This is a genomic window from Desulfosporosinus youngiae DSM 17734 (assembly GCF_000244895.1).
In the GTDB taxonomy this organism is placed as follows: Bacteria; Bacillota; Desulfitobacteriia; order Desulfitobacteriales; family Desulfitobacteriaceae; genus Desulfosporosinus; species Desulfosporosinus youngiae.
The window spans coordinates 1,605,045-1,624,625 of sequence record NZ_CM001441.1 but is presented as its reverse complement, the minus strand read 5'-3'; the positions used below and the strand labels follow the sequence as shown (position 1 = coordinate 1,624,625).

The following is a 19,581-nucleotide window of genomic DNA, read 5'->3' as shown; positions in this document are numbered from 1 at the left end:
CCTGTTGCCCCGCTGAACCTGTGGCTCCCGTTGCTCCTGTTGCCCCCGCTGAACCTGTGGCTCCCGTTGCTCCTGTTGCACCGGCCCCTCCATTCTGGCCCAATAGATCAAGCTCCGCAGGCAGCACCCGATGAGCTGCGATCAAATCTCCCTGGCTATCTTTTCCCCAAGCCGAAATCTCAACATTTTCTGAACTGGTGATAAATTGAAATTGAAACGCATTAAAATTTGCTGAATAGTTCCGTGTTGCCACCTCGCCGGGTCCCAGAATGAATAATTCTAAAATATACTGTATAGTAGTGGTTCCGGATACATAAGATCCCGATATTTGTACAGAAGCAGATACAGGATCATCATTCACTACTCTGACAGTAAGCAGAGTAGTTGCTCTTATTCCGGAGACGGATGGGTTTTCAATCAATCCAGTTGTTAATTCCGCCATGATTTCATCTCCTGTTTTTTAAAGCATACAGTTCAATATAAATTGGGAGTTGCTTTGCTTAATTATCCTTATTAAACAAACATTACTTTTAAGAAAACTTCAGTATGCTATATTATATGCAACTTGTACACCATCTGTTAAGGCAATTCATGCTCCAAGAGATTGATAGCTTCAGCTACATTCCTGATCTATCCGTTCAATGTAAAAATCCCCCAATGACTCACTCGCTTCCCCGGACTTCAGACCTCACCTTTTTGACTACAGCTTTAAAGCCAGCTTTCCTTCTTCAGCGACTTTGAAGCCTCTGCTTCCAGAACACATATCCTCTGTTTGCTGACAGCGAATAATTCCAACTTTCATTGCAGATTCTTCCATTAAAGGACTTGACCCAGCAAGATCACTTATTTAAACTAAAGAAGCCCATCCGCTATCATAAACAATAATAGCGGATGGGCTTCTTTACAACATTCACCCAAATGAATGAGGTCACTGTGCAATCTTGATGAATCTCTTCTCAGAGTCATTAAATGCTGCATTATAAAATTCATGGTTCAGCCACTTTCGCAAATCGCAGTCACGCCAAATAATATCCGTATCCCCACTATGATACTGCTTGCAGTCCAAAATGTACTCGCTTAAGCCTTGGCGAAGCTTACGTCAAATACGGCTTTAACACCCATATTGCGGAGGGCTGTGATGAGTTGAGGTACGGCATGGGGGAAATTGACCGTTCACTCCATTAAGATTGCTGTCGGCCAGCATCTGACAAAAAGCCTCCACGATTTCCGGATCAAACTGTCTCCCGGCATTCAGCTTCAGCTCTTCTATTGCCGTTTCTAAAGCCATTTTCTTACGATAAGGGCGGTCGGAGGTCATCGCATCAAAGGCATCGGCTACGGCGATAACGCGGGCATGAAAGTGGATCTCCTCAGCTTTCTTACCGTTTGGATAGCCTGTGCCGTCAAATCTTTCATGATGATCTTTAACGCCGGGAATTAAATGTCTTAAACTATTGATATTGCTAAGGATCTCCTCGCCGTAGATCGTATGATTTTTGATAATAGTAAACTCTTCATCGGTGAGTTTGGTGTTTTTCAATAATACCTTGTCACAGATCCCTATTTTCCCTATATCATGGAGGACAGCGGCCAGCATGATCTCTTCAGTTTCATCTTTAGAAAAATTCAGGGTTTGGGCTATTTTTACGCTGTATTCCATGACCCGCTTGGTATGCCCTCCCGTATAAGGGTCCCGTTTCTCCAAGGTTTCCACCAGGGTAAAGACCGTTCTGATAAAGGTGTCTTTTAATAACTCATAGAGCCGGGCTGCTTCCAGGGCGGTAGCCGTTTGCGAGACGAGAGCATTCAATAGTTTCAAATCCATGGAGGTATAGCTGTGGAATTGTCTGCTGAAGATAAATACACCGCCTATTACACTGTTATTAACGATGAGGGGGGCGGTCATCAGGGAAGAGACCTGGGGAAAATAGTCACTAAACCGTTCATCTCCGGCCAGATCATTGATTATCTCTCCCACCATGTTCAGAGACAGCCATTTTACCGCCAATTGCTCCCCCTCCTGAAAGGGCTGGGGATGCTTATTCATAATCGCTAAGTTTTCGTACCGCTCTTTGTCGTAATTATAAATTACGATTTGAATATGATCCGCCCACAGGGTTTTCTCCAGCTCCCGGATCAGGGTATTGGCCACATCAAGAGGATGCAGTACTGAGGCCAGCTTTTCATTGAGTCCGGCCATTAAGCTGATCTCTTTGTATTTTTCCAAGGTTTCGCTGGCCAAGGCTTTTTTTTCGTACTCCAGCTTGGCTAAATAAGCAATAAATCTGGCGATGGTGTCCGCAGCTTTGCCGCTGTTGCTGCACACCCGGCCGATCTCAGTCTGGTTGGCTTTAATGACCATCCCGGAGATTATTTCCGGGCTTAAATTATTTGAGACGTAAAGCGGTTTGCCTTTGGCGTCTAAAATGGCAAAATCCTTATTATCCGCCAAGGAATGAATAAGGTCTATGGTACCCTCATTGGCCAGTAAGCGTTTAAGGTTTACTTTCAAAGGTTCAACCTCCAACATAAAATACTTTGCTGCTGATGTTTTTAATCGGATCATGGGTCACGAACAAACAGAGGGAAGGAGCCTATCAATATAAATGGTACGAAACGCACGGAAAGGGTACGAAATGCAGATAGTTAGCTAAACTTACCGAATTTTCCGACTTTAATGAATGAGCCAAACCCTCTGAACTTAAACGCTTGAGCGGGATTGTTTGATATACATTTGGAAAAAGAAGAGTCCTATAAAGTTATTCTAAAATTACGTCCCCAAAAAGTCAAATACATCATTTATTACGCATACTCCCAAATCTTAACCTATCCTTGGCTGACGAGTGTTTTCAAGCCTTCTTGATAAATTTTAGCCACAATCTTTGGAACTCAGGCTATGAGTTGGCGTTTTAGACGGCGCTTGGCAGATGAGCCCGGCCGGATTTTCAATATAGACGTAGTTCTATTTTTCTGTCACTGGAGGAAACAGAAATGGTGAGTTATTCATTATGTTCATACAAAATAATACTCTCAATATAGTTTGTAAATCTCCTCAGTTCCTTCTCCTGATCTGAGGTTATTTCGCCGACTTCATACATTCTGCGCACTTCAGAACGCTGCGCATCCAATACCTTAAACCGCAATTCTTCCTTTTGTACTTCGAGCCTGTCGTTATACCGGCCGCCTGTACGTTTAAATCTCTGCAGCATTTTTTCATAATCCAGAAGCACAGCATAAACATACTCCGGCTGTTCCTGTGTTTTGGCGTATTCCGCCAAACCTGCGACAGCTGCGCGCATAGCGCTTATCTGGATGTCCCTGACAAACTGCAGATTGTCTACGCCGGCGCTGTCATTCCTATGCTGTTTACCGCCCAAGCGGCCGAAATCGCGCATGGCCCGTTTTAAGAAAAACTTTGTTTCGAAACGCAAATTATTGTTCAGGGCTTCTTCCCGATAATCAAGAAATTGGGTCAGAGTGTCGAAAACCGTTATATCTATTTCATCGTTGGCCAAACGATTGCTGATATACTTTCTTTGCAGGTTTAAAGCCAGTAAGCGCGCCTCATTTATCTTCCTGTTATAATGTTCCGCATACTGTTCATCAGATTTCTGTCCGGAAAGATTCCTCTGAAAACTGACAGTATATTCGTTGATCAGTTGCGAAACCGCCGGCTCATTTTCCGCATTTGTTTCCGCTTTGATTTTTTTAATTGCCGACAGCAGAAGTTTATTCTTGGCCCAGGTCAAATCCCCACACTCCCCGGCCCCTCCGGAAGGCGCTTCCTTTTTGCAGAGCAAGGGCAAAAACAGGGTTGCCAGAATTAAGAGCAGAAGAATTACTCCTGCGGCAATAAAAATAAGCAGCGAACGCGCCGGAAATATTTCTCCGTTTCCTAAAAAAGCCGGCACGGTAAGGACGCCGGCCATGGTCACCGCACCGCGCACACCTGCGAGGGTTGTGATCAGGGCTGTCTTTAGTTCCGGCTTTTCAGCATCGTTTCTTTTCCTGAAATAAAAATTATATGCTTTGCTCACAAAAGACCAGATAAAGCGAATGGCAAGAATCGCCAGACCGATAACCGCTACATAGCCAAAAGCCAGCCAATTTCCCATATCAGGGCTGGAAATGATATCAAACATTGCCGATGGAATGTTCATCCCTAATAATAAAAACACAAATCCGTTTAAGACAAACAAAACGATAGACCATGTGTTTTCTGTGAGCAGCTGTTCCTCGGCCATGTAGGTTTCCGTATGTTCCCTGACAACGGAATGGATGATTCCGGCAGCTACAACGGCAATGACCCCTGAAGCATGCAAAATATCCTCGGTAACGATATAGACGCCAAAGGGAGTCAGAATCTGCAGCAGCGAATGGAACACCGGATCGTTTATCCCGTTTTTGCGCAGTCTGAAGCGAAGGAAAACTATAAGCAGACCGAGAACTATCCCGGCGGCAGCCCCAATCAGGAAGGTATAAGAAAAGTCCAGGATCGCCTCCCTGAGTGAAAAATAGCCGGTGACAGCTGCTGCTATGGCATAGTTAAAGGCTACAAGCCCGGAAGCATCATTGATCAGTGATTCTCCCCTGACAAGAACCATCACCTTTTCGGGTAAACTTATCCTTTTGGCAATGCCATTGACAGCGACAGGGTCCGTCGGCGACAGAATCGCTGCCAGAGCCAAAGCGGCAGCGATTTGAATATCGGGTATGAGCCGATTAATTAAATAGCCGCAAAGTATGGTGGTCAGTATGACAAGGATGAAAGCGTTGCCAAAGATCTGAGACTTCATCCCCCATAATTCTTCCCGTGAAAAACGCCGGCCATCATTATACAAAAGGGGCGCTACAAACAATAACAAAAACCATTCCGCGCCGATTCCAAACGTATAATTCCCTGTAATAAGCGCTGCTATTATCCCAAGTACAACCTGAGTCAATGCCGTTGGAATAAACGGAATATAATGACCGACAATATTTGATATCAGGAGTCCAAGCAGTAATAATAAGACAATGGTTAATAAATCCATGGTTATGTCCTCCGTTTATAACCAATTATAACCATCGCCCCAGCATGTCCCAATCCTCCATAAACTGACGTGTCAGATTAGGCCGTCTCCTTACAGCCAGCGGATGATAAGAGACGATACAGGGATATCCCAGCACAACATGCCATAACCCTCTCAGATTCTTTACATGGGCCTCCTTATCATCAAACATCACCTGAACAACGGTATCTCCCAGACAAACGATTAATTTGGGCTGTATGGTTTTTATTTGCTGAATAAGAAATGGTTTACTGAAAGCCCTGACTTCTTCTTTGTTATATCGGCCAAGGGGCCTGCATTTTAAAAGATAAGTTACATAGATGTCATCCGGCGCCAAATTGGCTCGATGTAAAGCTGTCTGCAGTGTTTGCCTCGTTCCGCAGACATATTCATTGCCATCTTTGTCTTCGCGGGCGCCTGGATTATCTAAAATTATAACAACAGGCGCCTTTGGATTTCCTTCTCCCCAAATGATGCGCGATTTTTCCGTGCATAGTTCACATTCTTTATAGCCGGATGCTTCTTTTGGTAATTTGTCTTCCGGCCAAATCACCGGTTCAAAGCACGAATCCATATTAGCTCTCCTAACCCTACCGGAATTATTGGGGCCAAATATTCAGGGTATCACTTTGTTTATTGACCATATTATATTGCCCACAATTTGAGATATATTTCATGTTTCGGCTTGCTTAATCAGCGACGGTTAAGGTTTTGTCTGCAAGAATTGAGATAGAAAGCTGCATTTGAAGTTGACACTTATTACCAATCATATTATAATTTAAGTGAACGAATGTACACTCAGAACGGAGGTATTGAGATGCCTATCCCAAAATTAAGGCAAAACAAAGAACGCCGGCAAAGACTTTTGGAATGTGCTATTGATCTATTTAGTGAAAAGGGATATTTTAATACTTCTGTCCGCGAAATAATCGTTAAATCAGGTTTTGGAACCGGTACCTTTTATAATTACTTTATTGATAAGGAAGATATTTTAAAAACACTTCTGGAAGAATTCGCGGATCAAATTATTTCAGGTCATAACACCTATTACTCAACCGAAAAAGATTTGTACAAGCGATTTGTAGAAACAAAACGTGTAACTATGGAAACATTCGCCCGGAATGAGAAACTGTCAGAAATATATAGTCGGGTAGCGGGCACAAGTGAAGCCATTGACAATTGCCTGAAGCAGTTTGAGGATAAATTAATTGAGTTTTATATAAGGAATATTGAGTATGGCATTAATAAGGGTGCTTTTAATAACGTTTCGGTCCCTCCGGTCGCCCACGCCATACTGGCAGTCGAAAAATTCCTGTTGTACAAATGGATCGTATTAAAGGATATAACGAACGAAGAAATGGTAGAAATGGTTATATCCTTTCACGAAACCCTGGCTAAAGGTTTGGTCAACAGCAAGTAGTTATTCTGAAAGGGCTTTTGTTATCGGCGTTTCAACAACGGCCTTATTATTTTATGAAGAAGTGAACGTCCGTACGTTCGCTATTCAATATGAAAAGAAGGTGTCATAAATGAGGTTGACCCCAGCAGGTGAGCTGACAAGGCGGATTACGGCCTTGCAGAAACTGTTGCAGCAAAAAAACGTTGACGGTGCGTTAATCGTGGATAGCTCGGATATGTTTTATTTTGCGGGCACCGCTCATCGTGCTCACCTGTTTATTCCTGCAGAGGGCAAGCCTTTGTTGATGGTGAAAAGAAGCTTTACCCGTGCCCAAAGAGAATCGGCGTTGGAAGATATCATTCCCTTGGTTAATGTGAAAGACTTGACCAGAATGCTCAATGAGTATGGTTATACTAACATAACTGCCTTGGGGCTTGAGCTGGACGTATTGCCCGCGGCCCTCTACCTGCTTTTTCAAGAGCTATTTGAGGGTGCTCAGATTGTAGATATCAGTGGATTAATTCGTTCTGTGCGCATGGTCAAGTCATCCTTTGAGCTGGAAGTACTCCGGGACGCCGCCCGACTTAATTACACTCTATTTTCCCGGATCAAGGACTATTTAAAAGAGGGTATTACTGAATTAGAACTGGCAGGTCAGCTGGAGATGGTGTATCGCCTGGCAGGACACTCGGGCAGAGTAAAAATGCGGGGATTTGACCAGGAAGTTTATTACGGCCACGTATTGTCCGGCACCAATGGGGCCATGCCCAGTTGTATGGAAAGCCCTACCGGCGGACCGGGAGTGAGCATAGCCTTCCCCCAGGGAGCAGGCTATAAAAAAATATCCGTAAATGAGCCGGTTATGATTGATTTTGTAGGGGTTAAAGACGGTTATTTGGCAGACCAGACCCGGGTATTTTGTATCGGTCAACTGCCGGATAAACTTGTACGTGCTCATGAGACAGCATTGCTCATTCAAGAGGCCGTTAAGCAGATGGCTGTGCCGGGGGCATTGTGCGAGGACATTTACCGGCATGCGATTAATATGGCGGTCGAATCCGGATACGGTGAGTATTTTATGGGCTGCTCCGAGCCTGTGCCTTTTATTGGACATGGCGTAGGTATAGAACTCAATGAATGGCCGGTGTTAGCCGCAGGTTTTAAAACGCCGCTGGAGAAGGACATGGTCATAGCCGTAGAGCCGAAGTTTATTTTCCCGGAAGGTGCTGTCGGAATAGAAAACACGTTTGTTGTGGGGGAAAAAGGACTGGAAACGTTGACATTGTTTAATGAAACTATAATTTATCTTAAGTGAGGCTTTTGTGCTTGGGAGGTTAAAACAATGGCCCTTATTTTTAATGAGAAGTGAACGTCGATACGTTCACCTTTAACTGATGAGCACGGTTAAATATAACAGATAAGCTTGTAATGGCAAATGGAGGTAATCCTATGTTTAAATCAGGAGTTGGATTCCATTACAATGTTAACAATTATGAGCGTACTTTAGAATTCTATGCCGAGAAGCTTGGCTTTAAGGTGCTGTTTATTGATGAGTACAAAGGACAGGCAATGGTGACCACAAACACCGAGGATTACTATATCGGGTTCGCTGAAACTCATTCAATTGTCCCTTCTTCGACGTGCATTACTTTTGAAGTAGAGGACATTGAGCAAGTGGTTCATACACTGCGACAAAAGGACGTCGAGTTCCAAGGTGATATTGTTGAAATTCCTGGCCTGGTGAAACTGGCCACGTTCAGCGACCCTGACGGATATAAACTGATGCTTTCGCAGAGAATCGGGGGATAAGTTAACAACGACTTTACCCCGCTCCTATGTAACCTCTATTCGCTATACAATCCTCCATTTTACGACCTATATGTATTTTGCCCATAGTTACACAAGAAAAACCGCTAAAATAATTGTCGAGGTAATTACCATATCACGGCAATTGCTCTACATCTACAAATGAAGTTTCATCGAATACGTTTCCATATCTTTGCAAATCATTTAAATCACTTTGAAGTTTACCCTTATCATCATAGAGCTCAACAACTTCAACATCAGATAGTTCTTTTGAATAGACAATATAACCTTTCCCTACTTTTTCTTCATATTGTTCACCATTCTTAAATTTCACCAAAATACTTTGTATATTAACCGCTACCTTCTTGTCAGGTTCAACCAACCATTTAGAGTCGTTAAAATTCCCAAATAAAATCTTACAGCCGCCATATTCAATCACGTTAACAGTGAAACACATACTTAATGGTGTCCCTCCATGTGCTACCTTTAAAATTTTCTTATCGTCACCTAATAAAAACAACTCTGTAAATGCATGCCCATCGCCCCGGTATTTTTCAGTGAGTACCAAAGTGCCGCCTTCAAATTCTTTTTGCGCAAAAAACTGTGTCTTCTCTTTAAGCCCTGGCAAGTGAGTCTTATAATAAGACTCTATAGTATTCTCAATGCTCTTGCTTGCGGATGATGAACATCCCATTATGCTGAAAAAAAGAATGAAAACTACAACGCTAATCCATTTTAAGTTCTTGTACAACACTTCATTCACCTCGAAAATTTCTTTAACTCCTAAAACATCATTCAGGTGCCTCTAATAAATGTCCAAAGCATCATTGCAGAGTATCTGAGAGTCCATCAGACAACTTGCTCTGACTATGAGATTGGCAAACTAAATGTACCTATACAGGCTCCGGATAAAACCACCGACCTGCTTAAAGCCAGCACCGACTATCTGGCAAACCGCCACGGATGTAGAGAAGTCCTATCCCCGCCAAAACAGTTATGCCGAAAATATAGGAAAAACTGCATAATTCGAACCTGTCATCAAGGCGCATTTAAAGACAGGAAAAATAAGCAGAAGACATTTAAACTATAAATAGAGGAGGGCTTTATGGATTGGCTTGACGCAATGAACAGGGCAGTAGACTATCTAGAGGCTAACATTACTGAAAAGCTGGATATTGAGAAGGTGGCGAAAATCGCCTTATCATCTACGTTTCACTTTCAGCGCATGTACCATATGATGACCGGTGTTACTGTGGCTGAATATATGCGCAGAAGAAGACTTACACTCGCTGCCCAGGATATTTTATCCGGTAAAAAGATCATTGATGTAGCTTATAGGTATGGCTATGAAACGCCCGAAGCTTTCACAAAAGCTTTTGGAAAAATGCATGGAATAAGCCCTTCGGCTGCGCGCGAGCCGGGAGCAAATCTCAAGGCATATCCAAAACTCTCCTTTCACATTTCAATAAAAGGAGATAAAGATATGGATTATAAGATTGTCAATAAAGAAAGCTTCACCGTAACCGGTAAACAAAGAAGAATAACTATGGTAGACGGTGAAAACTTTATACAGGTACCAGAATTCTGGGACGATTGCCTAAAGGATGGTTCATACGAGTGGATCGGCTCAAAGGCAGGCAAGCTTGGCCTCCTGGGTGTAAGTAAGGATTTCGGTAAAGATGAATTTAATTATATAGTAGGAGTTGAGGAAATCAAAGACACCCTTCCCAAAGGATATGTTTCAACACATATACCGGCTGCAACCTGGGCTCTATTTGAATCAGTCGGAGCACTTCCTGAAGCTCTCACGGATGTAATTCGAAGGATATATTCAGAGTGGTTCCCGGCTACAGGATATCAGCATGATTTGGGCGCACCAGTACTTGAGGTTTATCCTGAAGGTGATAAATTCTCTCCGGATTACAGATGTGAATATTGGGTTCCGCTTAAGAAGTAACCGATGACTTTCTAATATTTGGGCGCTACACTCCTCACATTTCGTCCTGCGAATTGCCGGCGTGTCATGACCACTTGCTCCTTGACCAAGATCGGCAATTCACTTTTTACAACGTATCGTGCCCTCAGGCTCAGCAGTGCCGCGGACGGCGCTACCTTAAAGAAGCTCACTGAAGTCACAAACTATAACGATTGCGAAGTAACTTTTTCCTTATCCGATTCCGAAAGTTTAAAGTTTGTATTACTTCTTATATTTGGCATATCTTGTGTATTTTTTAATGAGTGTTCAGTGATTTCGAGGACATAACTTTCACCTCCGATTGTTTTTAAAATTAATTTATTAGAATCAACTGTGTACGTCCCTCTGGTAGTGGCGTTAATTCCCCATTCAAGTATAAAATCATGCTTATTATCAATTGTCAGCACCGGTATAAATGAGGAAGTAAGGTTGTAAGGCTCTCCAAAATATTTCCCCGGCATAATTGTGTTTGCATCCATATTCTCTATTTTATCCAATCGTGAGACTTCCACTTCTACAAGTGGGAGTGATACCCCCGGCCTCGCTTCGGTGGGGGTAGAGTCCCCCACCGAAGACTCGATATTCAACTTTAGTTGAACGAGTTCACTTTGCTTGCTATAACTACATCCTAAGAGCAAAACCAATACTGCTAAAATTATTAATATTTGGTTTTTCATAGTTCATATTCACCTCAATCAATCTGGAGTAATGTTTTTCTTTAATTAAAGAGAAGCCTGACATTCCCTTTAACTCAGTGCCAACCTTAAAAATCGGAAAACTTGCCATCGATAAGAATTATAAAGATTTGCCCTTACCCAAATGATTATAATATTTACAACTCGGCTTTTCGTAAAATTTTTCCGTGTGGATGAGATACATCGTTATCTGCAACAATTTCTAATTGATTATCCGCAATCATCCTTTTAATGCACAAAGCATACCAGCCGTCTCCAACTCCTAAAGGATATTTCCCCCAAATAGTCCCAATAAGTTGAGCCATAACAAATTCTCGGTCTGGAATATTTTCAATAATAATAACCACAACGACCCCCGACACAAAGCTTAAGTCGGAGGCCATTGCGTCTTTAATCTAACAGATAACGAAAGGCTCTCAACAGCCATTCAAAATTCCATTAAACAAAAATGCCGCCCATCCCCCTCTAAAGCCGCGGATCAACGGGTTCGCTTTCCAACGCCAGCACCGCAAACACACATTCATGGACCCGATAAAGAGGTTCACGTTTTACAAAACGTTCCAAAGCTTCAATACCCAGGGCAAACTCCCGCAAAGCCAGGGAACGTTTCCTGCCCAATGAGCGCTGGCGCAGCCTTTTCAGATTTTCCGGCAGTGTATATTCCGGTCCATAAATAATCCACAAGTACTCCCTGCCCCGGCATTTTACAGCGGGTTGGATGGTTTGTCCTTTGTAAGCCGCCACAAAATCCAGAGGCTTCACAACCATGCCTTCGCCGCCGCGGCTGGTTAATTCCTCCCACCACTGAATCCCTTTTAGGCAGCTTTGTTCATCGGCGACATCGATGACTTGATAGGGAGTAGCGACGAGAAGGGGTTGACCCGAACAAATCTTTGCAATCATGGTCATGTGCCAGACATGATTCTTATCCGTAAATACCTTTCCCTCAGCGGCCAGGATATGAAAAGGCGCCAATTTAAAATCAGTTAAGGAATTCACCGGCCAACAGTAACGTCCATAAGCCTCTGTGTATTTAGCCAGAGTTAAAGCCCGGGTTTTATAGTGTTCTACTAAATTACCAAGATCAACTCCTCTGGCCTTGGCTGTCTCTAACTCTTTTACGGCCTGATTAAGAGCAAGTTTTCCGGCATTCCCTACCGGCGCATACTGCTCCCGCAATAGTCCCTGGGCTTTAGCCGACCACGGCATCAGCTCACAATCCAGGCACAGCCAATCTGTGGTCAGTTCATCCCAAAGACCTGCCGCTGAAATAGCATTCTTAAGTCCAGCCAGAAACTCTTGTTCCAAAGCATTATCAGTGAAAAACGACCGGCCAGTGCGAGTGTAACAAATGCCCTCACTTTTTCCCATAAGTCCAAACCGCTCTTGGGCAACACCTGCTTCCCGGCAGACAATCACCACTGCCCTCGAACCCATATGTTTTTCCTCACAGACTACCTGACGGACACCGTGGGAGCGATAATAGGCAAAAGCTTCCTGAGGATGCTCTAATAAACCTGCTTCACTGCTGGTCTCACTGGGTGACATGGTTGGAGGCAGGTAGATGAGCCAATGGGGATCAGCGGCGAAGCGGCTCATGATCTCTAAGGCAGCTGCCGCGTTCTCTTCCCGGATTGTGACATTGCCCTGCCAGCGAGTGGCTATGATTCGTTTACCCATGACATCATTGAGGTCTAGAATGTCCGCTGCTCCACGATCCTCCGCCTGCGCAGTTAAATCTGCCTGCGCTGCTAAAGCAGCCCCCGGTTTTACGCCAGGTACTTGTGACAGCGAATCTCTATTATCGGCATCCTTCTCCCGTGGGGCTGAAAGCGGCTGCTCATTTTCAGTCAGCGGCTTAAGAAACGGGCGGACAGGCGGGTAATATTCCCGGAAAGCCTCCACTTGTACAAATTCCTGCTCAGGATACCGTAAAGCGGTCAGCTTGCCGCCAAACACACAGCCTGTGTCAATATTTAGGGTTTGATTTACCCATTTCGGCTCCGGAATCGGGATATGTCCATAGACTACCGTTGCCCTGCCCCGGTAGTCTGAAGCCCAATCATAGCGGACCGGCAGGCCGAAACTGTCTGTTTCTCCCGTTGTCTCGCCAAATAAGGCAAAATCCCGCACTTTCCCGGAACCCCGCCCCTGCATTTCTTCCTTCATCCCCGCGTGAGCGACGACAAGCTTTCCGTCATCCAGTATATAGTGGCTGACCAGACCATCAAGGAACTCTGCCGCTTTCCGGGAAAAATCCGCCGGTTTTTCCGTCAGCTGAGTTAAGGTATGCTCTAAGCCATGCTTGATTTCCACCTTTTTGCCTTGCAGCCGGCGGACTAATTTCATATCGTGATTACCCGGCACACATAAAGCCGTACCTGATTGCACCATATCCATAACCAGAGCAAGGACATCCGGAATGCGGGGACCGCGGTCTACCAGGTCGCCCAGAAAAACAGCCGTCCGTCCCTCCGGGTGCGCCACCCGGTATCCGGGGCTTTCTTTATCGCCGTTGCCCGGCTCTTCAACTTGATAGCCCAGTTTCCTTAATAGAACAAGAAGCTCCTCAAAACAACCGTGGACATCACCGATAATATCAAAGGGACCGTGTAAATGTTTCAGGTTATTCCAAAGGGGCTGGCGTTCAATTGTAACATCCGCCGCTTCTGCCAGGGAATTTAAGACGAATACATGGCGGAAGCCTTCTTTTTTTAACTTTGCCAGAGAACGCCGCAGTTGTTCTGCCTGACGGCGGATCACATGGGGTCCAAAGTCCCGGTCAGCCCGCTGAATATTCCGCTCCTGGCAGATTTTTTCCGGCAGGTTAAAAACAATGGCCACCGGCAGGCAGTGATAACGTCTTGCTAAATCTACAATGGGCTTGCGCGCTTCGAATTGGACATTGGTAGCGTCGATAACCGTCAGTTTTCCTGCCGCCAGGCGTTTAGCCGCTATATAGTACAAAACCTCAAAGGCGTCCTTAGTCGCTGCTTGGTCGTTTTCATCATCGGCCACTAACCCCCGGCAAACATCCGAGGACAAAACTTCCGTATGCTTAAAATGATCACGGGCAAAGGTTGATTTGCCGCTTCCGGACGGACCCATTAAGGCGACCAGCGACAGCTCCGGTAAAACGATCTTCATCGGCTGAATACCCCCAGTTGTGTTGGTGCTCCGGTCTTGGGATCAAGGGAGCCCACGGGTTTGATGCTCACAGTATAGCCATACTGCTTCGCAGCAGACTCGGCCCAGTGTCTGAACTCAGAACGGCTCCATTCAAAACGGTGATCTGCGTGGCGGAATTCCCCCGCCGGCAATTGGGGGTAATTCACGTTGTACTCCCGGTTGGGTGTGGTGATAACCAGCGCAGGCGGACGCAGAAACCCGAATACATGCCGGATAAATGTCTTCAGCCTGTCTTCATCCAGATGCTCGATAACTTCGCTGACAACGACGGCATCATACCCCTGCAGACGTTTATCCCGGTAAAGCAAGCTTCCTTGGAACAATTGCAGCCGCTCTTTTTGGACTGAGGGCATATCCTCCAACTTCAGCTTTTTATGAGCCTTTTCCAGGGTCCTGTAGGATACATCCATGCCTGTCAGCGCTGTAAAATCCTTGTCCGCAAGGAGAACCTTGAGCAAGTTGCCTTCACCGCAGCCTAAATCAGCAACCGTCTTGGCCCCAACCTCTTTTAGCACTGCAACGATAGCTCTGATCCGTTGCTCCCGCAGACTAAGGCTTTCCTCCCAAGCCTCTTCCTTTTGAGCTGAGCCCCGCCCGGGGAGCTGGTTATGGGAATGTTCTGCTCCCTCTCCATTCATTAACCGCTGTAAAGCCCGATCCGTCAGGGTGCGCTGCCTCTTAAGAAAGCGGGCGGCAATCAATTCCCGTTCGGGATGCCGGGCCAGCCAGCCTTCACCCCGCCTAAGCAGTACATCTATTTCATCTTGATTAATCCAGTAGTGTTTTTCCTCATCAAGCACCGGAATCAGGACATATAGGTGAGCTAACAATTCCTTGATACACTTCCTGCCCCGGATTGTAACAGTGTAATAGGGGCTTTCTCCCCATTCCGGAAATCGTTCATCGAGTTTATAGGATGTGATATCCAAATCGTAGCCAAGGGGAATAAACAAGCGCCGGATTAGCTCTTCCCCCTCCAGGCACGGCAGAGTGGTAATTGTCACCTCAAGCATTATGGGGGATACTGCTAATTCAGGCTTGTCCTTACATCGCCCGGACAAAGCCGTACCAAAGACTTTGGCAATTGCTGTACTCAGAAAAGATGAGGCCGCATAGGGCCGGTCATTAACATAGGCAATGTCTTCCCCGGCAGCCTGTTTGGTTCTGGCTAAATCCACCGGATTGATATCCAGCAGCAGGTTAGCTGTACAGCGCTGGGGCGTTGCCTCGGAATAAAAGATATGAGCCGTCCCAAAGGATAGCGGGACGGAATGAAGTCTGGCCGGATTTTTATGTAACAGATAACCGAGATCAGTAGCCGGTTCACGAGTGGTTGTGATGCTAAGAAGCATTTCTTCACTTCCTGTTCTAAAACTTTGAAATTAACTGGTGGATTAAAACTGATATTTTGATAGGTCACTGTCAGAAGGAGTCAACGACCTTTTCTTTCTCTTTAAGGAAAATTCCCTTAATTTAGTATATCCTATAATATCATTCCAGTCATTAATGTTATGTGCGACACAAAAAAGGAGTAAGCCCTGCATAATAGACACGCTTGCCCACCAACGCGGAACCTACGTGAATATCAGCTAAATAGGCAACACCCCCTGCTCAACTGCTGCTGGAAATAATTATTTAGTCTCAGCTTTTAAGTTCTCCAAAACTGTATACTTTTATTAAAACTTCACCCCCTGTACTAAAGGGCAAAAAGCCCTCCAGCAGTTATATCGATATCAAGCATTGTTGAAACTCTCCTCCATCTAAAGGTGCTTCCCCTGCCCTTCGACTTACCACCTTTCATAAGTGGCATACGTTTCAACGGACTTCATGTTCGTCTTAGGAACAGGCGGCCACTCTTTAAGTCTTTCCACCATATACTCAGCAAGACTGCTCGCGTCCTTACTGCATTTTTCCTTCACCGCCGCGTCAAGTCTGGCCAGCTGGCCGAGAGCTACCAGCAGTTCCTGGTAAGTATCGGCGATGGTTCGGCAGCAAGCGGTGCATTTTTCTTCATACTGTTTGGTAAAGGCTTGAGAAGCTTCAGTTTTTGGCCTGCTTATTGATTTATCGGTTTTATTAACGGTTCGATACTCGATTTTGATCTCTCCGAGATTATTGGGCGTGAGCATCCCTTGAGCCTGCTCTATCCCCGAAGCAGTTTGGTTCTGTTCTTTGAGAGCCTGTTTCAGCTCGCGCGTGCTCATTGCTTCAACATCATGCTGCAGGATAAATTCCTCCCGCTCATCTTCAGGAAGCCCCAGCAGAATAACGGCTTGGTAGTAGGTCAAATTCATCTGCGCAGACGAATTTGACCTGTCGTCATTACTGTCAGCAAATAGCTTATCTCCATATTCTTCAAAGAGCTGCATCAGCCTGTTGGCTGTGCGCTGGGAATAGCTCACTGATTCCACCAGCCATTTTCCCCATTCTCCATGGGAGAACAAGGCTTTAGCCTCTTTCAGGCGCTTGCCGATCTCCATGGCATTGGTAAGCATGATTTTATAGGTCTGTTGTTTAAGCTTATTGATCTCAGCGGCAATGATCTGCGGTGTTCGCTCGATGGTAGTGGGTTCTCCCATATTATTTCCCGCCTTTTTTATCGCTTTAATTACAGCATATGTAGACGGGCTTCGAAGGTGAGGGCCTGGACATAATCGATAGAATTTTTGTTACAGCAGTAACCCCCCAGGGTACAAGCTCGTAGAATATAGGGACATACTTTTCTGCATGGTTAAAGAATGCCTTCCCCTCCAAATTCGTCTGCGCAGACGAATTTGGGGTAATGACACAAAAAACGCAAGGCCATCTCGAAATAAGCTAGCCTTGCGTTTTTAAAAATAAAATTCTTTGTTAACTGCCTAATCCCTCTATCCGCAAAAAACTTAATTTTAAGTGTCTAAATACAACGGTTCGGTGCATTCACTAAAAAACCAGCTCTCCTGGTCTATAACCGGCAGGCAATTCCTCTTCACTTAAAAATTGAAAATTGTCATCACGCAGTATGGGTAAAAATACTTCGTAGGGTATCCTGAAAAACGCACAGGTATAATTACTGGATCCGACCCACTTACCCTCATTGCCGCTGAAATTCAAACCTCTGGCAAATTTCGTATAATTTGAGCAATCATGAACCGCTAAATCCCAGCTTTCTTCAACGGCTATGTTCATGAATTTCAGAGTTAACTCCCTGCTCCAAATCGGGGATATATAGCCATGTCTGGAAATATACATGTTTTCCCCGTAATAATTATCTATGTTATTAGCATTTAGGTGCAGTTCCGCACAATTGATAAAATCGGGTTTTGTCTCTAAGATCGCTTGCTTCTTCTTGAAAAAGGTTTCGAAGAACTCGGGGGTCATTGGCGTTTCAATACCTACATTTTCAATATATTTTTTCGCTATCAACATATTCTTTATGACTTTATCCGAACAATTCGAAGCACCCAGGTTGAAACGCAATTCGTCAAGGCCGGCTTCACCTAAAGCTTTCAAGGTCTCTTCCGTAGCTAAAGTGCCATTTGTATAGAGATGTTGATGAATCCCTGCATCACTGAATTTCTTGATAACCGGATAGTACTTTTCAATTTCCATGAATGGCTCTAAATAAACATAGGAAATGCCCGTGGGTTTCTGTTGGATGGAAAGAAGCAAATCAATGTCTTTCACATAAAATTTTGTGTCCCCGATTTCCCACATGCCTTCGCCAACGGGAGAAATATTGTCCAGTTCTCCATAATGATAACAGAACTTACACTCTAAGTTACATTTGTTTGTTTTTCTGACGGCACTCAAACCGGTTCCCAACAGACAAGAACGACATCCTTTGGAGAATTTACTTTCATCTCCCACAAAAAAAGTTCTATTCTGCAAAGTTTTCAAACCTTTGATTTCCGACATTAAGATATCATTTCTATGATCAATGGCAGCCTCAATTTGGGCAAAGGTAGCGTAAATGATTTCTTGTTGTTTTGCCATGACTTCCTCTTCCTCTGGCAAGATTGCAAAGAATTCAAACCAAAACAACGCATCTTTCTTGGAAATTTTCATAACATGTCCTCCTATAATTAATGCTGCCAATTAGCCCTTCCTGTGTAATCCACCCTACCGGCTTCTTCTTTTTAAATCGCTGCATTTTTCCCTGCGACATATCCGGAAGACCAAGCCCACTGCAAATTAAACCCGCCGCACAACCCATCGACATCGATGATTTCACCGGCAAAATACAATCCTTTAACAATCCTGGATTCCATAGTTTCAGGGTTTATTTTTTTCGTGTCAATCCCTCCTGCAGTGACTTGAGCGCTGGGCCAGCTTTTAGTTCCACGGATTAAGAAACGCCAATCCTGCAGAACCTCAAGAATTTTTTCCCTTTCCTGAACGTTCAGACTGGCAACCGAACGTTTTATATCTGTAAATCCGGCTTCTTTAAGTATTACCGGGATGAGACGTTTATTAACAAGACCTACTAAACTAAAGGCGATTGTTTTTTGAGGCATGAAATTAAACCGTTTAATAAGAAGGTTTCGTAGTTCTTCTCTGTTCATACTATCCAAAATCGTTAAGCGCAAAAAGACTTCTTGGTGTTCCTGTAAAAGTTTACCGGCTTCCCGGCTGATTTGTAAAATTGGCGGACCTGAGACACCATAATTGGCAAAGAGAATATCGCCGCTGTTCCTGGCTAACATTTTACCCTTATGGATAATTTCCGCAGTGCCAAAAAATTTCACCCCTTCGATTTGCCTGAAAAATCCACCTTCCAGCTTGAGTTGGACAAGAGCAGGAAATAGTTCGGTTATAGTATGGCCAAGTTCTCTAGCCATACTATAACTGCTGCCATCTGAACCACTTGAAGGCAGAGCTTTACCGCCTGCTGCAAGGATCACAATATCTCCGGTAATTTCGGTATCATCCTCAAAGGTTAAAATGAAGCGGTTTTTCTCTTTACGGATACTGCGCACATAGGCATTGCAGACAATACTGACTCCTGCTTCATTCAGTTCATACATTAGTACATCCAAAATACTGGAGGCCTGGCCTGACATAGGAAAGATTTTACCAAATTCCTCAATCTTAGGAACGATCCCCAATTGTTCAAAGAAATCCAAAGTTTCCTGAACGCCAAATGCCCCTAGTACGCCTTTGACAAAATGGGGATGATGCCCATGATAACAAGAAACATCAACATTCACGTTGGTATAATTACAGCGACCATTGCCGGTCGCCAGGAGCTTTTTGCCAATGCGGGGATTTCTCTCCAAAAGGATAACTTCGGCTCCATTCCTGGCAGCAGTGATCGCGGCTAATATCCCGGAGGCACCGCCTCCAATAATAAGTATACGTTTTTTTATAGAAGTCATCGTTTATACAGCAGCTCCCACGCAAAAGATATTAAGATATAGATCATCTTACAACAAGTGTTCGATAATTATATTGTAGCATAGCAGCCCAAGCCCATCAACAAAGCCT

At 44.5% G+C, this 19,581-nt stretch carries 17 protein-coding genes and 1 pseudogene; 4 read left to right on the top strand and 14 right to left on the bottom strand.

What is annotated here, in order from left to right:
- From DESYODRAFT_RS28655 to DESYODRAFT_RS07735, 6 genes and pseudogenes are all read right to left on the bottom strand, one after another.
- Positions 1 to 442 (bottom strand): annotated as a pseudogene (locus DESYODRAFT_RS28655) (collagen-like triple helix repeat-containing protein); the annotation flags it as partial.
- A 258-nt stretch (positions 443 to 700) separates the two neighbouring features.
- On the bottom strand, positions 701 to 802 hold the full coding sequence (locus DESYODRAFT_RS27155) for a CGGC domain-containing protein (RefSeq protein ID WP_242833565.1): 102 nt from the start codon (positions 800 to 802) through the stop codon (positions 701 to 703).
- Between the two features lie 126 nt (positions 803 to 928).
- Positions 929 to 1,069 (bottom strand): DUF6273 domain-containing protein, encoded by a 141-nt coding sequence (locus tag DESYODRAFT_RS29075; protein WP_282433061.1) that lies wholly within the window; start codon positions 1,067 to 1,069, stop codon positions 929 to 931.
- 42 nt (positions 1,070 to 1,111) lie between these two features.
- Positions 1,112 to 2,512 carry an HD domain-containing phosphohydrolase gene (locus tag DESYODRAFT_RS26595; protein ID WP_007781474.1) on the bottom strand — a complete coding sequence of 467 codons (1,401 nt, stop codon included), beginning with the start codon at positions 2,510 to 2,512 and terminating at the stop codon, positions 1,112 to 1,114.
- A 487-nt stretch (positions 2,513 to 2,999) separates the two neighbouring features.
- The gene (locus DESYODRAFT_RS07740; RefSeq protein ID WP_007781471.1) at positions 3,000 to 5,033 is read right to left on the bottom strand and encodes a Na+/H+ antiporter; all 2,034 of its coding nucleotides are present in this window, start codon (positions 5,031 to 5,033) and stop codon (positions 3,000 to 3,002) included.
- A 25-nt stretch (positions 5,034 to 5,058) separates the two neighbouring features.
- A complete protein-coding gene (locus DESYODRAFT_RS07735; protein ID WP_007781469.1) occupies positions 5,059 to 5,625 on the bottom strand; it encodes a uracil-DNA glycosylase in 567 nt (188 codons plus the stop codon).
- Positions 5,626 to 5,868: 243 nt separating this feature from the next.
- Between DESYODRAFT_RS07735 and DESYODRAFT_RS07730 the strand changes: the two genes are divergently transcribed.
- The 3 genes from DESYODRAFT_RS07730 (at position 5,869) to DESYODRAFT_RS07720 (ending at position 8,259) form a co-directional block, all read left to right on the top strand.
- Positions 5,869 to 6,471 carry a TetR/AcrR family transcriptional regulator gene (locus tag DESYODRAFT_RS07730; RefSeq protein WP_007781467.1) on the top strand — a complete coding sequence of 201 codons (603 nt, stop codon included), beginning with the start codon at positions 5,869 to 5,871 and terminating at the stop codon, positions 6,469 to 6,471.
- Between the two features lie 109 nt (positions 6,472 to 6,580).
- Positions 6,581 to 7,765: a M24 family metallopeptidase gene (locus DESYODRAFT_RS07725; protein ID WP_007781465.1), complete on the top strand. Its 1,185-nt coding sequence runs from the start codon at positions 6,581 to 6,583 to the stop codon at positions 7,763 to 7,765.
- Between the two features lie 134 nt (positions 7,766 to 7,899).
- A complete protein-coding gene (locus tag DESYODRAFT_RS07720; RefSeq protein ID WP_007781462.1) occupies positions 7,900 to 8,259 on the top strand; it encodes a VOC family protein in 360 nt (119 codons plus the stop codon).
- A 133-nt stretch (positions 8,260 to 8,392) separates the two neighbouring features.
- On the opposite strand, the gene DESYODRAFT_RS07715 is transcribed toward DESYODRAFT_RS07720, so the two are convergent.
- Positions 8,393 to 9,019 carry a hypothetical protein gene (locus tag DESYODRAFT_RS07715; RefSeq protein WP_242833562.1) on the bottom strand — a complete coding sequence of 209 codons (627 nt, stop codon included), beginning with the start codon at positions 9,017 to 9,019 and terminating at the stop codon, positions 8,393 to 8,395.
- A 342-nt stretch (positions 9,020 to 9,361) separates the two neighbouring features.
- Between DESYODRAFT_RS07715 and DESYODRAFT_RS07710 the strand changes: the two genes are divergently transcribed.
- A complete protein-coding gene (locus tag DESYODRAFT_RS07710) occupies positions 9,362 to 10,213 on the top strand; it encodes an AraC family transcriptional regulator (RefSeq protein WP_007781456.1) in 852 nt (283 codons plus the stop codon).
- 182 nt (positions 10,214 to 10,395) lie between these two features.
- Here DESYODRAFT_RS07710 and DESYODRAFT_RS07705 read toward each other — a convergent pair whose 3' ends face one another.
- The 7 genes from DESYODRAFT_RS07705 to DESYODRAFT_RS07675 all read right to left on the bottom strand — a co-directional run bounded on the left by DESYODRAFT_RS07705 (position 10,396) and on the right by DESYODRAFT_RS07675 (position 19,472).
- Entirely contained in the window at positions 10,396 to 10,908 is a 513-nt protein-coding gene (locus tag DESYODRAFT_RS07705) for a hypothetical protein (RefSeq protein ID WP_007781455.1), read from the bottom strand.
- A 155-nt stretch (positions 10,909 to 11,063) separates the two neighbouring features.
- Entirely contained in the window at positions 11,064 to 11,273 is a 210-nt protein-coding gene (locus DESYODRAFT_RS07700) for a DUF3658 domain-containing protein (protein ID WP_042338334.1), read from the bottom strand.
- A gap of 118 nt (positions 11,274 to 11,391) precedes the next feature.
- Complete coding sequence (locus DESYODRAFT_RS29070; protein ID WP_007781454.1) at positions 11,392 to 14,073, bottom strand: polynucleotide kinase-phosphatase; 2,682 nt, start codon at positions 14,071 to 14,073, stop codon at positions 11,392 to 11,394.
- Positions 14,070 to 15,467, bottom strand: coding sequence for a 3' terminal RNA ribose 2'-O-methyltransferase Hen1 (locus tag DESYODRAFT_RS07690; protein WP_007781452.1), 1,398 nt, complete (start codon positions 15,465 to 15,467; stop codon positions 14,070 to 14,072). The genes DESYODRAFT_RS29070 and DESYODRAFT_RS07690 overlap by 4 nt, the downstream gene beginning before the upstream one ends.
- 435 nt (positions 15,468 to 15,902) lie before the next feature.
- Complete coding sequence (locus DESYODRAFT_RS07685) at positions 15,903 to 16,694, bottom strand: DUF3102 domain-containing protein (protein ID WP_007781450.1); 792 nt, start codon at positions 16,692 to 16,694, stop codon at positions 15,903 to 15,905.
- A gap of 343 nt (positions 16,695 to 17,037) precedes the next feature.
- Complete coding sequence (locus DESYODRAFT_RS07680) at positions 17,038 to 18,162, bottom strand: radical SAM protein (RefSeq protein WP_007781448.1); 1,125 nt, start codon at positions 18,160 to 18,162, stop codon at positions 17,038 to 17,040.
- A gap of 71 nt (positions 18,163 to 18,233) precedes the next feature.
- Positions 18,234 to 19,472: a BaiN/RdsA family NAD(P)/FAD-dependent oxidoreductase gene (locus DESYODRAFT_RS07675; protein ID WP_007781446.1), complete on the bottom strand. Its 1,239-nt coding sequence runs from the start codon at positions 19,470 to 19,472 to the stop codon at positions 18,234 to 18,236.
- Positions 19,473 to 19,581: the final 109 nt, after the last annotated feature.